This window comes from Almyronema sp., from assembly GCF_052168255.1.
In the GTDB taxonomy this organism is placed as follows: Bacteria; Cyanobacteriota; Cyanobacteriia; order Phormidesmidales; family Phormidesmidaceae; genus Sphaerothrix; species Sphaerothrix epifaneia.
This window is the reverse complement of the sequence record NZ_JBQLZL010000039.1, coordinates 104,826-119,182: the sequence shown is the minus strand read 5'-3', so window position 1 is coordinate 119,182 and position 14,357 is coordinate 104,826. Positions and strand designations below refer to the sequence as shown.

6 protein-coding genes are annotated in these 14,357 nt (G+C 52.3%); 2 read left to right on the top strand and 4 right to left on the bottom strand.

All coding sequences use genetic code 11. The features are described 5' to 3' along the window. Nucleotides 1–6 precede the first annotated feature (6 nt). Nucleotides 7–5,706: a hypothetical protein gene (locus ACTS3T_RS09135; RefSeq protein ID WP_462934915.1), complete on the bottom strand. Its 5,700-nt coding sequence runs from the start codon at nt 5,704–5,706 to the stop codon at nt 7–9. A 533-nt stretch (nt 5,707–6,239) separates the two neighbouring features. Here ACTS3T_RS09135 and hpsE point away from each other — a divergent pair. Both hpsE and ACTS3T_RS09125 read left to right on the top strand, forming a co-directional pair. Next, nucleotides 6,240–7,370, top strand: coding sequence for a hormogonium polysaccharide biosynthesis glycosyltransferase HpsE (gene hpsE / locus ACTS3T_RS09130; RefSeq protein ID WP_377964235.1), 1,131 nt, complete (start codon nt 6,240–6,242; stop codon nt 7,368–7,370). A gap of 62 nt (nt 7,371–7,432) precedes the next feature. After that, a complete protein-coding gene (locus tag ACTS3T_RS09125; protein WP_377964233.1) occupies nt 7,433–8,701 on the top strand; it encodes a tetratricopeptide repeat protein in 1,269 nt (422 codons plus the stop codon). Here the strand turns inward: ACTS3T_RS09125 and ACTS3T_RS09120 are convergent. From ACTS3T_RS09120 to ACTS3T_RS09110, 3 genes are all read right to left on the bottom strand, one after another. Beyond that, the gene (locus ACTS3T_RS09120) at nt 8,698–13,128 is read right to left on the bottom strand and encodes a PAS domain-containing hybrid sensor histidine kinase/response regulator (RefSeq protein WP_462934914.1); all 4,431 of its coding nucleotides are present in this window, start codon (nt 13,126–13,128) and stop codon (nt 8,698–8,700) included. The two genes, ACTS3T_RS09125 and ACTS3T_RS09120, sit on opposite strands and share 4 nt — an antisense overlap. 20 nt (nt 13,129–13,148) lie before the next feature. Beyond that, nucleotides 13,149–13,511, bottom strand: a complete 363-nt coding sequence (locus tag ACTS3T_RS09115; protein ID WP_377964229.1) for a PAS domain-containing protein — start codon at nt 13,509–13,511, stop codon at nt 13,149–13,151. Nucleotides 13,512–13,631: 120 nt separating this feature from the next. Then, nucleotides 13,632–14,285 carry a DUF4033 domain-containing protein gene (locus ACTS3T_RS09110; RefSeq protein ID WP_377964227.1) on the bottom strand — a complete coding sequence of 218 codons (654 nt, stop codon included), beginning with the start codon at nt 14,283–14,285 and terminating at the stop codon, nt 13,632–13,634. Nucleotides 14,286–14,357: the final 72 nt, after the last annotated feature.

Genomic DNA, 14,357 nt, shown 5'->3' with positions numbered 1-14,357 from the left:
TTCTGTTTAGAGCTTTGAGCGCTTAATCGCATCAATCAAGTCCGCCAGTGTGGGATTGGTGTATAGCCCTAATCTTTCCTTCGCGCCTCGGCCAATTTCGACAACTTCTTGCGATCGCTGCTGCCATTGGCCAAAGTTGGGATGTTCGCCTAAAGGCACCCCCTCAATGAGCATATACAAGCGGGCTTCGTCGCGGCTAGGATCGACTGCCGCCGCCACCGTTCTTGAGATCCGCACCCGGTTATTGGTGAGGTCTGCCACCTGCTGAGCAATAAAGTCATATTCCGTTTCTAGCGCTTTAGCGTGAGCTGCCATGTAGTGTCGCTCAAAATCTGCCGCCCATTGCCTACGCGGTTCTCGAGCCAGCTTGTCCAAGTCAGTGCCCATAAAGTCAAAACCCGTTTCTCGTTGAATGCGCTGTAGCTCTCTCACCTCAGCCATTTCATGGACAAGATAACGGGCATCATCAACCGTACCCTGGCCAGTGGCTAAGCGTCGCCACGCATCGTAGTTGTCTGGCACAAAGGCCAATCCTGGGCTGTCAAAGTTATAGCGCTTTACTGCCGCAATCAACTGCGTATCGGCAGGAATGCCAAATGCTTGTAAGGCTCGCGTCACTTTGCCAACGTCTTTTTGAGCCAGCAGCTTTTGGCGTAAGGCTTCTGCTTGCTGGTAAATTTCTTCTTTAGCAAGTTGATGCCCAAATCTTTGGCTCCAGCCATATTCGTCAATGCCCGCTCGGCCACCCCCCGGCTTAGGCGATACGGCACCTGCGCTCGTGCCTGGGCTGCTAGCGGCACTGGTTGACCCTGGCTTAGCAGCCGAAGCGGGACGCATGACATAAGCGGCTTGCTCAGCCGATCGCATTTTGACAACCATTTGCTGCGCTAGGTCTTGGGCTTCTCTTACCCAGGCGTCTTGCAGTGCTTGGGCATCTAGCCCAGTTCGATTGGTTTGTTTGGCCCATGCTTGGAGAGCCGCCAAGGTTTCTTTATCGGGTGAGTGGCCGTGCTTGGCTGCCATCAAGAGGTCTTTGAGCTTGATCAAGTCACTGCCCGTATCTAACCCGGCTTCGTAGAAAGTTTGATCGACTCTACCTAAATACTTCGCCAGCGATCGCACATCAGAAAGACTATTGCCACCCGATCGCTTCGCATGGCTAAACATTTTTGCTAGGCTAGCTGAGGCTTCTTGAGCCAAGACAGCAAAGCGCCCTGCCGTATCTTCAGGTAGATTACGCCCTAGCGTCATATAGTCGGCAGCGGTGCCACGAGCCAAGCGCTGCTGATAATCGACAACGCCTTCTACCGCGGCGCGGGTACCGTAGGCATCGGGTTCTAGCAATTTAATTTCGGCCATGCGCTGGCGAATTTCAGCAGCCGGAGCGCCTGCCTGTAAGGCTTCGAGCAGGGCTTCTTGGCGATCGGCTAAAACCGCCTCGCGATCGCCCGATTTTAGTTTTTCAGCCAGTTTTTCAGCTTCTTCTAGCTGCTCTTTGAGGCGTTTTTGAGCCTGCGCTTCTACCTGCCCCTGTAGCCCTGGCGCTGGCTTGCCCTGCCCTAAAGATGCAAGCTGTGCCTGCTTATAAGCCTGCCATTGCTCATCAGGCATATTCATGCGCATCTCGGTCAAGCTGACCACGCTTTGATTTTGCACAATTTGATCCGCTTCTGCCGGACTGGCTTTCACCGCTGCTTCGTGCAGTTCAGTGTAGAAATTAGCATCCAGTGATTTGTCTGGATCCAGTCCGCGCCGACGCAGTTCTTTGTACGCATCTCGCACCCCTTCAACGCTAGCGGCAATGTCATCACTGACGGTTTGCCCCCCTGTCACCTGAATGGTGATATCGCAATCGCTGCCAAAGCCAGGGGTGCCTAAGTTCTTAAACTCAACCGTAATTCCCGGATATTTAGCTTTGAGCTGTGGTGCAATCAGGCTACCAAGCACTTCTTCGTCAATGATCCGCATGCGAGCCGCTTGTAACGCCTGCTGAGCCGCGATTGGATCGCCAAAATCGCCGCGTTTTGCCATCTCTCGCAGTTGCTTAAAACTACCAATACTGACAATGGCGCTGCGAGCCTGGGCGGCTACATCGCCCTGCCCTGCTAGCGCCTGCTTCAACCCTTGTACCGCCGCCTCTTGCACGACCTCGCTGTAGTGGCTGTGCAGCAGCGTCCGTAGTTTGTTTAGCTCATCAGCTTCTAAGGTTCGTTCTAAAGCCTTAAAGGCAGCTTCCGCTTCGTCAAGCTTGCCAGCTGCTAAAGCCGCATCTGCTTTGCCTAAACCTTTCACCGCGTCAATGCTGAGGTTACTCAGCCGTTCTTCATTAATGCCAGCCGCATCAAGCTGTTTCATAAAGCTCTGCAGCCGCTTCACCCCAACATAGGTAGTGAGGGCTTCTAAACTGCCTCCGGTGACCATCCCGGTTACGGCACCGATTCCCCCCCCTTTGAGAATGGCTTGACCAAAGCTCAGCACCACCTCCCAAATCGACTTTTTCCAAACGGCTTGGTCGGCAGCGGTCATTACCAGTTCGCCCACAGCTCCCGACAGACAACCATCAATCAGTCCTTCTAACCCTGCCCTAGCAAAGGTACGACCTGCTTGATTAACAGCCGCTTCACTAGAAGCCAAAATTCCGGCTGTCATCTCGCCTGCTAATTCGGCTTTTCCCAACCCCACTAAATGGGTAAAGCGGTGAGCCAACCCAGCCGAAACAACCGCCATTGCTCCTTCGGTGAATCCCACCACAGCGTCTTGCAGACCCTCAGTTGAAGCGGCATCGTAGTGTGAACCACCTACCAGCTCTGAAACGCCTACCTTAGCCGTTGCACTAGCTGTTCCTGCTAAGGCAGCGGCGGTAGCAACACTTTGAGCCGTGGTGGCGGCTACGCCAAATTTACCCAGCAAGGCGGCTACGGCTGGCGCTCCTGAACCACCACTGAGAATCACCGCAACAATACCTACTGCGATCGCGGCCACAGTAGAAGCCACATTAACCACCTGATCTACCGCAGCTACATACTCATCGTATTTGCTAGCAAAGTTGGCATCGAGGGCGGCAAGAGCCGCAAACTCCTCTGCGGTTAGCTTGCCGTCAGCAATGGCTAGCTTATAAGCACTTTCAAACTGAACTTCTGCCTGATCAGCCACTTCTCCCGTTTCGGAGAAAGTATCCATAATGGCTGAGGAAACCCCATCCGCTTCGCGAATATCTCCCTTTTCGCCAACTCGGTGACGCATAATCTGGGCAGCCATCAAGCGACCCTGCTCAGACTTCAGTTCTTGCAGCGTCGGCGTGCCCAAAAGCTGATCGAGCGCCTTTTGCAGGTCATCGGTTCCTAGCTCAGAATCCAGGCGGCGATAGAGCTGCTGAAATTTCTTAAGCGCCGCTTGCTCAGCTTTTTGCTCCGTATCTTGCTGAGCAAACGACTTCCCACCCTTAAACAGGTAATACCCCAGGCGATATTGGTAGCGCTCCGTTTCGTCCATCGCCGCGAAGGTCTGCGCCAGCATTTCGTCTTCGGTGCCATCCCAGTTGCCACCAAAAGCCCAATCTAGTGCCGTATCGGTCGGGATCTTACCCGTCTGTACCGCCGTTTTCAGCATGCTGCGCTCTTGGCGGGTGAGATAACTACTCACCGGACTTAACAGCCGTTGATAGATGGGAGGGTTTTCTTGCTGCAGGCGTTGCCGATCCGCCGCACTCATTTGGCAAACCAGTTTGAAAATCTCCTCTTCATCGGTGTCTAAACCGTAATAGGCAACCTTTAACTTTTCTAAGGAAATCTCGTAGCTGCTAGCTGAAGCGTAGATATCAACAATGGCTGTTTCATCCCGGTTGAGGTGGGCTAAAGCTGCCTTCACCTGCGGGTCACTCATCAGCTTTTGTCGTAGTTCTCGACTCGCCTTTTGCTGCAACTGAGCTTTTTGGTCGGCAGTGAGCTGAGCGGCCTCTGTTCCCAAAGGCACCTCGATCGCGCCGATTACCTGATCAAAAGCTTTATAAATGGCCGCTTCGTCATCATTAAAGAAGCCAATGGCGTCTAAAATTTGCTGCTTGGCTCGCTCATACTGAGAAACGCCAATTTGGGCAGTAAACGACTGAAATTCTGCTTCACTGACGTCCCCATGCAGCATCTCCAGAAAGGTTTCTGACTTTAAATCACCGGATTGATCGCGCTCAGCCGTCAGCAGATTTTGCTGAATTCCCCCCAGGCTGTTTTGCTGGGCTTGCAGTTTGGCTAGCTGTTCTGGTGTGAGCGGCTGGCCTTGCGAATCTTTGCCCGTTTTTAACATTTGAGCAATGGCTTGCTCTTGCTGAGCGGCGCTTTTGGTTTTCTCGACTACCAGCTTTACCGCTTCGTCATCGGTTCCTAAACCAGTCGTGGCAACATCCAGCCGCTCTTTAAGCGCGATCGCCTCGCTGCCCAGGCACATCACCTTCACAGAAGCGCGTTCGCTGGCGCTCATAAAGCCAAACAGAGTAGAACCCGTGGTTTGTGGATCGTGGTTGAGCCAGAGTTGTTTTCGCTGGGCTGGCGTTAGATCTAAAAGAACGTTGTAGGTTGCGTCTTCGTCGTCGTTGATCCAGCCATTGGCGTTTCTGATGCGCTCTACGACCAGGTCATATAAATCATTGGGCGTTAGAAGTTTACGAGCTTCGTAGTATTCATCGTCATTGAGGGCTTCGCGCAGTAATTTCTTTAGGGACGCAGACTGGGCTGCCTGGGTTAGCTCAGGTCGGCTCGCCTGCCGCAAAACCTCTAAAATACCCGCTTCGTTTTCGGTGGTAAAAAGCCAGCCTTCGTCAATGTTGGTGCGAATGCGGTCTTCTAAGGAAAGCGCCGCATGGAGCCAAGAGAGGGCTTCTTTGTATTCGCCACTGCTGCAGTATTCTCTAAAGTCGGCTTCTAGCGAATGGCCATCCGTTAGCGCTTTGTACTGTGCCCGAATTTCTTTGAGCATCAAAACCGACTGTCCTCGGATTTGACGTAGGGCTTCTTCTTCGTCTTCTGTCCAGCCGTCTAGCAAGGCGACTTTGATGTTTGAGGCGCGTCGATGAGCTTCTTGCCAGGTGTCGTCTTCATCTCGCTGAATGAGTGAAGGCTGTCCTGCCAAAGGGGACGCCACAGGGGTTAATTCGCGAACCGATAGCGCTTGCCCCGGGGTGGCTGGCGGTAAACCATCCGGCGGTAGCACACTGACATTGCCGAGATGAAAACCAGATTGCTTGGCTCGATCGACTTTTGCCTGGAGGTTATCGGGCTGAGGCTCAGCTTGAGGCGGCGCTGTAGGCGGTAACGGCAGGGGCTGCGGCGGCTGTGGCTGGTTGACTGGCGAACGCTGGCTAGCAGTTGAAGCGGGGCGATCGCCTGGGCTGGCCAACGGCGGCTGGCGCTGCAAGGAGGGCGGCTGGGGGCTTGACGGTTGCTGAAGCGCTAGCGCGGGCAGAGAAGTAGGTTTACTGGCAAATAGGCTAATCTGGCTAGCGTCAAACCCTGATACTTGAGCGCGAGCCAACTGTGTCTGTACGTCCGTCATCGGCGGTGGTACCGGGGTACTCTCGCTGGCGGAAGGTTCTGTAAACGAGCGAGACTGAAACTGCTGAGCGGCATCAGCCTGATTGGAGGACAAACTGAGTGTATTCGGGCGATCGCCTTTGGCCGAATTTTTAGCAGCTTGAGGAGAAGAATAGGTGCTCATAAGCAAGCTTCAAGGCTAGTGAACTAGCAGACTCAGGGCTGCTAGGGAGGGCACTCAAAATTTTGGCATCGTCGAGGGGAGAGCACTCTGTCGGGGGCGGCTAGATTGCTAGCCACTTAGCAAGCTCAGGAAAATCCAACAAGCTGGCTACAAGCGAAGTCGTAGACTGAGAAGTTTTCCTAGAGTATACAAACTGGCTTTGGCCCCGTGCCAATGTGTATGAATTCTTGTTAAAGCCAGTACGGTCTAACCCTATGGCTTTCTCAATTCCGGCGATCGACAGCAACTTTTTAACAAACAAGCGATCGCTGTGCAGGTTGCTTTGGCAACGGCTAACCCCATGCTCATAATACTGAGGCATCGCTTTATTAGAGCTTCGTTGAGCAGGCTTGAGACTCCCGTAGCTTTGCGGAAGTCTGATGGGGAGCGGTTGACGCTGTTGCAGCCCAATTCTAGAGCGGGAAAACTAAGGGAAAGCTTGGAGTGATCAGCGAGATGGCTAACGCAGCTAGTTGTTTTCAGCGCAGATATTCATGAGGAAATTGCTGTTTTATCAGGAAAAAAGTGATTCTATAGAGTTATCTGCTGATCGCCTCACCCTTGAGCAGTTTATTCAAAAGCTCATGGCTGATGCTGCATCAGCACAGACTCGTTCTAAAACGCGAGAAATTTTAGGTCGTCTTTTTCCTAAGCAAGTGCAGCTAGATTTTACAGTTGCGATCTGTACCTACAACGGTGAGCGGCGACTGCCAGACGTTTTAGAAAGCTTATGCTGGCAACTCAATACTCAGGCCATTAGCTGGGAAGTGATTGTCGTTGACAACAACAGCAGCGATGCCACTGCTCAGGTTGTGAAAGACTTTCAGGCTAAGTGGCCGAGTCACTCAACGTTGCAGTACGCCTTTGAAGGGCGTCAGGGAGCCGGGTTTGCCCGTCACAAAGCGATCCAGCTAGCCCGCAGCCCGGTCGTCGGCTTTCTCGATGACGACAATTTGCCCACCATGACCTGGGTGATGGCCGCTTACCGCTTTGGGCAAGAACATCCAGAAGCTGGGGTTTATGGTAGCCGCATCTACGGCGACTTTGAAATTGCCCCGCCTGAAAACTTTGAGCGGATTTCGGGCTTTTTAGCCATTACCGATCGCGGCCACGAACCCAAACGCTACGATCCCCAAAAGAAAGTCTTGCCCCCTGGCGCGGGCATGGTCGTTAGACGGCAGGCTTGGCTTGATCATGTTCCCACTGAACAGGTCTTGGCAGGGCGGATCGAAAACCGCGAAGCAGGCGAAGACTTAGAAGCTGTTTTGTATATTCAGCGGGCGGGCTGGGAAGTTTGGTATAACCCCCATATGCGGCTTTATCACCGCATTCCCGGTAGTCGGCTCCAGCGTGACTATTTAATTCGCCTGTGCCGGGGCATTGGTCTGAGCCGCTACCATACGCGTATGCTGAGCTGCCCAACCTGGCAACGACCCGTGTGGTTTTTTGCCTACCTGAGCAATGATGTGCGCAAGCTATTACGCCATCTGATGAAGTATCGAGGGGCGATCAAAACCGATGTGGTTGCGGCCTGTGAAATGACGTTGTACGTCTACAGCTTGCTGAGTCCGTTTTATATCTGGCAGCGCAGTTTTCGTCGCTACTGGCAGCAGCGGCGCTCTTAGCCGCAGCCCGGTGAGACAGCGATCGCTAGCGGCTTAAGTCATTCAAGCTACACTGAGCATGAATGGCAAGATTGGATATGGACAACGCAGACTATCAGCAGGGGTTAGAAAAGCTGCGCTCCGGCGATCGCCTAGGCGCAATTCAGGCTTTCAACCGAGTCTTAAGAGCACAGCCAGACTGGGCTGAAGCCTATGCTCATCGAGCTAAAGCCCGCTTTGGTCAGGGTGATTATGCCGGGGCAATGGCTGACTATACCCAAGCTTTGCAGCGGCAACCGACCGCAGCCGCTTTTTTAGGCAGAGGCTTGGCTCGACTAACCACAGGAGACACTGCGGGTTGTCTGGCAGATGCCGAACAGGCTTTGACGCTGTCAGCTTCTCTACCTGCCGCTTACAATCTCTTGGCCACGGCCTATCGCAAAGTAGGTAATCTATCAGCCGCGATCGCCGCCTATAAACAAGCGGCTCAAGGTTATATTCAGCAAAAAGACAAAACCAGCGCTCAACGCTGCCTGCAAGCCCTAGAACAACTGCAAACCCCCTCTCTGGCAACGACCGCTTTAATAGATGCCCAAACCTATCGGCGTCAGATCAGCCAAAAAATCGATCAGCAACACTACAGCAGCGCGCTGGCCGATCTAAACTGGCTGTTGCAGACCGATCCGCAAGACGCGCAGGCTTATTGCTTACGGGGAATGGTTTGGGCCAAGCTCAAAAATGCTCAAGCAGCCTTACAAGATCTGGCTCAGGCGATGCGACTGGCTCCTCAAGACCGGGAGATTCAATACCAGCGGGCGCTCGTACGGCTTGCTTTAGGAGATGCAAGAGGCGCGATCGCAGACTTTAAACAATTACAAGAGCTAAGTCCGCAATGGGTAGATCTCTACCTTCAGTGCGGCAACGCCTACCAGCAGTTGCAAGACTATCGGCAAGCCATTCAGTGCTACAGCCAAGCGCTACAGATCAAAGCCGATGCCGCCGCGATCTACTGGCAACGGGCTAGTGCGCGGGAAGCGTTTGCCGATATCAGTGGCGCAGTCGAAGACTATCAGCAAGCGGCAAACTTGTGGTTTAACCAGGGAGATTGGTCGCCTTACCAACAGGCGCTGGTACAGGTGCAGCGTTTGCAGCAAAAGCTGCCCTCAGAACAGCGCTCTACAGAAAATTCACCGCCAAGCTTAAGTGAACTGCGGAGTCAGTTGAGTCAACTGGTTGGCGGGACGTGGGAAATAGCCGAACGCCTGCTAACCCTTGTCCGCCAGCGATATCCTCATAAGTCGGAAGCCTGGTATCTACAGCGGGTAATTGAAGATTTAGAAGCCGATCGCTAAACTGCTCGAACGGCTGCGGCCAAAAAGTCGGGCTGTGAACGTAGCGCCTGACAAACCCGCTCATATTCGAGTTGGAGATTGGCCAGCGGCGCAGATGCGGCTGGTAATTGCTCTGTTCTACCTAGCTTTTCTAAGGCTTCGCAGTGGTGCGCTAGCTGCAAGGCACCCAAAGTTGCGCTGCTAGACTTTAAGGTATGTGCGGCGTATTGCAGGGTAGCGGCGTCTTGTTGGGCGATCGCTGTTGTGAGTTTGTCTATTAGCTGAGGCGTCTCTTTGAGAAAAAGGTCAATGAGGTTGACCAGCAGTTCATCAGCGCGATCGCCCACAACGCTTAAAGCGGCCTGTAGGGTTGCTGCATCAATAGGACTGGGGGTTTCAGCGGTGGCAGATGCTGGCTGCGCTATTAGCCATTGAGCGGCTGCAGGCGTTGACGGCAGAGCATCAGCGGCAGTTGGCGGTGGCTGGGTGGCGGCAGCGGCTACCCCAGAGCCAGCTTGAGCAGGTAACTCATCGGATTTGGCGGTGGGTAGGGCTTTAGCGGGTGCAACTTTGCACTGGCTGAGTGCCCGCACCAGTTCGTCAATGCGAATAGGCTTACTCACATAATCGTTCATGCCAGCGTCGAGGCACATCTCGCGATCGCCCTGCATGGCGTTAGCCGTCATAGCGATGATACAGGGTCGTTTGCCAACAGGCCATTCTTGGCAGATAGCCTGGGTAGCGCTCAACCCATCCATTTCCGGCATGTGTACATCCATAAGCACAACATCATAGGTTTGTCGCCGCAGCGCTTCTAACGCTTCTAAGCCGTTGCCTGCGGTATCGGCGCGGTAGCCCATACGCGCCAATAGCTGAGTAGCCAGCTTTTGGTTGATGCCGTTATCTTCCACTAGCAAAATTCGCAGAGGCAGCCGTTCGGCTAAATGGTGGTCGATTGCTGGCTCTAGCGGGGGAGCAGGATTCAACGAGACGCGATCGCCGCTAAATAGCGTCACCAAAGTATCCAGCAATTGTGACTGCTTAATCGGTTTGTTGAGGAAAAAGGCAAAATGCCGATCGATGGCGGCTTGATCCACCTCAAATCGACCGATAGAAGTCAGCATCACCAGCGGTAAAGTCTGAGTTTCAGGGCGTTGGTGAATCATTTCGGCAAGGGTTAAGCCGTTGATTTCAGGCATTTGCATATCGAGAATAGCCAGGTCAAACCCTGCTCCATTGTCCAGGCAGTGCAGCGCTTCAGCTCCAGAATGGGCGACCTGTGTGGTGAGGCCCCAGTCGGCAACTTGTCTGGCTAAAATTTGTCGATTCGTTTCGTTATCATCAACAATCAGTAGCCGTTTGCCCACTAAACAATCTTTTCTAATTTCTCTTTCTGCAACCGATTCAATCGCAACAGCCTCGGCCAAAATGGTGAAATAGACCGTTGTGCCCACCCCTAGCTGGCTTTCGATCCGCATTTCACCGTTCATCATTTCTGCCAACTGCTTGCAGATCACCAGTCCTAATCCGGTTCCTCCATAGCGCCGGGTGGTGGAGGAATCGATCTGGCTAAAGGGCTTGAAGAGGCGATCCATGCGATCGCTAGGGATGCCTACTCCGGTATCTCTAACCGCAAAGCAAATTTCAAACGGCGATCGCCGCTGGCCACTTTCATTAGCCACAGCGGGGTAGGCCACGACCGAAATAACGATTTCGCCAGCAGGCGTAAATTTGACGGCGTTGCTGAGCAAATTTACCAAAATCTGCCGCAGCCGTGTCACATCTCCCATTATGCAGCGAGGGACGGATGGATCAATTTGATACGCCAGCTCTAAACGCTTTTCGGCTGCTTTGGTCGCCAGTAAATCAAACGCTTCTTCAATGCAAGCACGCAGGTCAAAAGGCTGTTTCTCTAGATCTAGCTTGCCAGATTCAATTTTCGAGAAATCTAAAATATCGTTAATAACGCTGAGCAAAGCATCGCCACCGTTGCGAATGGTTTGCACAAAGTCTTTTTGTTCGGAGGTTAAAGCTGTGTCTAAAAGCAAACCCGTCATGCCGATGACCGCATTCATGGGTGTGCGAATTTCATGACTCATTGTGGCTAAAAATTCGCTTTTGGCGCGGGTCGCTGCTAGGGCTTCATCACGCGCTAACGCCAAAGCAGCCGCAATGTCATGACGCTCAATTTCTCGACCTATCCACTGCGCCATGAGGCGAATAAGCTCTTTTTCAAAGGCTTTAAAGTCTGTAGGATGAACCGTCTGGCTCGAAAAACTCAGGGTACCGTAGAGACTGCCAGCCACCATCACCGGACAGCCTAGATACGCTTCTAGCTTCAGCTTTTGATAACAGGGATGATCGGCCCACTGTGATTTGCTGGCAGCAGGAATACTTAGAGGGGTTGACGCTTGAATGGTTTCGTAGCAGTAGGTCTGGGCTAAATCACACGTGATGCCTTGTAGCAGAATTTGATTGGGCAGGCGAGCGGCGATCACTTCGTAGCGATCGCCTTGAATGTGAGATAGCACCCCTAAATCTAGACCAAATTGCTCACAACCAAACTGTAAAAGCGCCTGCAGCGCTTGTTCAAAGTCCAAATTGGGGCAAGCGGTCACTTCATAAAGCTTATGAATGGCGGCTTCGCTGGCAATCAACGCCTGTTCAATCCGCTTGCGCTCAGCTAACTCAAACTGCATTTGCAGATACAGCTCTGACTGCTGCACAGCAATGCCAACCTGCGTTGCGAGCTGCTGCAATAAGTCCACTTCAATTGCTTGCCACTGCCGAGGCCCTTGGCAGTGGTGCGCAAACAGCAAACCCCAAAGCTTTTCCCCCTGCAAGATCGGCACGGTTAAGTTGCCAACAATTTGTAATTGGTGTAGCAGTTCCGCATAGCAAGGCTTAATCTCAGCACTATGCGAATCTTCCAGCAATCCCACCCGTCCGGCCTTGTACATCTGAGCGTACCTAGCCCCAAAGCAGGGATCGTGTATCGGCATATCAAGAATTGAAGTCCAGCCATCGCTGACCGATTCCACCACGATTTGACCGCTCCAGTCTTCATTGAAGCGATAGATCAAGACCCGGTCGGTTTGGAGAAAATTGCGAACTTCAGTAACGGTGGTGTTGAGAATTTCTTGTAAATCTAATGATTCACGAATGCGTAGCGTAATCTCGGCGACTAAACGTTCTTTATGGCGCTGTTGCTTGAGCGCCGCTGCTGCCTGCTTGTGTGCAGTGATGTCGGCTACTGTCCCTTCGTAATAAAGCAACGTACCGTCATCGCCCAAAATGGGGCGAGCACTCTCCGAAATCCAGATAACACTGCCATCTTGGCGATAAACCTGAGATTCAAAGTCTGAGATGGCACCCTGTTGCTGAATAAGCTGGATGAAAACCGCCCGTCTACCCGGATCGACATAGAGCTGCTGGCCAACGTCCGTCAGTTGCTCGATTAGCTCCGCTGGCGAGCAATAGCCATACATCGCCGCTAGCGCTGGGTTAGCGCTGAGATAACGACCTTCAGGCGTCGTTTGAAAGATACCGCCGATCGCATTTTCAAAAATGCTGCGATATTTCTCTTCAGCTTGCTTAAGCGCCAGTTCAGCCTGTTTACGTTCAGTAATATCTCGAATAATGCCTTGAATAACAGCCTGACCAGAGACGTTAAACAGGCTGGCAGAGACTTCAGCCGGAAAGGGAGTGCCTGACTGCCGCTGAAAATAAGTTTCAAAGCAGTAGTGCTGCTTCTCGGTCACTTGCTGAAAAGCATGACGGCATTTTTCCAGTTCTGCGGCTGGATGCAGTTGGCTAATCGGAATGGTTAACAACGTCTGGTAAGGATAGCCAAACAGGGCGATCGCCTTTTGATTGGCATCTAAAATATGGCCTTCTAAGTCATGCAGCAAAATGCCGTCATTTGAGTGTTGAAAGAGGTTTAAATAAGTTTCCTGGCTCTTTAGAAGCGCGGCGGTTCGCTCTGCCACGATGGCTTCTAGTTGAACCCGGTGCTGCTTTAAATCGGTTTCGGCTTGTTTTTGCTCGGTAACATCTCGTATGGCTAAAACAGCACTAACTTCTTCATCAGCACCAAACTGAATAGAAGCCCAAGAAATTTCTAGCAGGCTCTGAGTGGCTAGAAGCTGATAGCAGTCTGATCCCTTAGATGACTGAGCTAAGGCGATTTGCCCCGGATGCTGAGCAGGCGCAAGTGGCTGATCTTGCTGCGCCAGGGGTAAAAGCTCTATGAGCGGTTGTCCCAAAATGAAAAGCTGACGCTGCCCGACGAGGTCTTCAAATACAGCGTTGCACCACTGCACTTGACCACTGGCATTTGTCCAAACGATGGCATCGGTGACTGCATCTAAGGCCACTTCCATCTTGCCGAGAGTGGTACGTAGCTGACTGACTAAGGCAGTAAGGTCGGCAGTCATGGAAAGCGGCATTCAGCAATAGATTAAACAGTTTATAGCGGACGGAGCATGGCTCCGAAATGCCAAAGTCCTTCTAGCTTTTCGGCGATGATGTAGTGTTCGGTGACAATCTCATTGCCTGCTTTGGTGACTGTTTTCAGGCGCAAAGGATGATTGAGCACGTTCGCCTTTTCTAACGCCTGAAAACGCGAAAAAGAGAGATTATGAGAATCTTGAAAGCTACTTGGCAAAATGGTCGTCAGAAGCTGCCCCACAATTTCGGCAGCAGACCAGCCCAAGACAGCTTCAAACTGCGGATTGACGTAGATGATAAATCCCTGATGATCGGCAACAACGACCGGATCGTTTTCAACTGCTTTGAGTTCAGCTAAATTCTGAGGTCGGCGTGGTTCCATAGCGTCACCTCTCAGGCTTGGGGGTTAGGCTTAAGATGCCCGCATTCTGGGAGCGTTCAACATAAATATAGCGTTTGTATTAAGAGGGAGTCGGTTTGTCACCCGCTCTCTGAAGTACACTCAGGCTCTGACTCGGGGACAGGTGGGGGCAGCAGGGCTGGCAACCGTACACTGGGTAGCTAGACAGGGTTGCTGATAAGCGGCTTCGGTTTCCAGTGGCGGCGGCGGTTGGCCGAAAATCATTTCACAACTGAAGTCTTCAAAGTTGGGCGTCATGGTGAGGGGAATACCAAACTTTTGGGTGAAAAAGTCTTGAGTCGGCAGCTTGCACATGTTGATGCACATGCCGACACAGCGACTTTGCTCTAGATAGCGGCATTTTTTAATTTGCACGCCGCTATTTTGCTGACGGGGGTTGCCTTGAGGGTCTTTAACCTCAACTGCTTTGACTTCACACGGCCCCACTAACCATTCAAACAAAAGAGTGGCAAACCAGGCGTTGAGTTCACACACCCATTGCGTGGGTGAAAATAAACGGCGAATCAGCCACAATACGGGGCTAGGTACCAGAGATTGCAGCACGACTGCAACCGTTTCTTGCTGCTCTTGAGCATTGCGACCCTGCATGATTTTTTGAGAGAGGTCTACAAAGCCGTCATAGCCCTGCAGCGAAGTTCCTTGACCCAGCGCCTTGGCCATTTTGGCGCTAAAGAGCCAGATAAAAGCGCGATCAAATAGGTTGTCGTTGTAAACTTCCTTTTCTGGAATAGACACAGCTTGATGAGGAGAGGCGGCAGGATCTCTTTCAAGTATTGCCTAAAGTGAAAACTAGCGTGAATGGATCGC

Bases quoted from the DNA above. Each gene is read 5' to 3' on its own strand.
- ACTS3T_RS09115 (WP_377964229.1), bottom strand. From the start codon at position 13,511: ATGGAACCACGCCGACCTCAGAATTTAGCTGAACTCAAAGCAGTTGAA.
- ACTS3T_RS09120 (WP_462934914.1), bottom strand. From the start codon at position 13,128: ATGCCGCTTTCCATGACTGCCGACCTTACTGCCTTAGTCAGTCAGCTA.
- ACTS3T_RS09135 (WP_462934915.1), bottom strand. From the start codon at position 5,706: ATGAGCACCTATTCTTCTCCTCAAGCTGCTAAAAATTCGGCCAAAGGC.
- ACTS3T_RS09125 (WP_377964233.1), top strand. From the start codon at position 7,433: ATGGCAAGATTGGATATGGACAACGCAGACTATCAGCAGGGGTTAGAA.
- hpsE (WP_377964235.1), top strand. From the start codon at position 6,240: ATGAGGAAATTGCTGTTTTATCAGGAAAAAAGTGATTCTATAGAGTTA.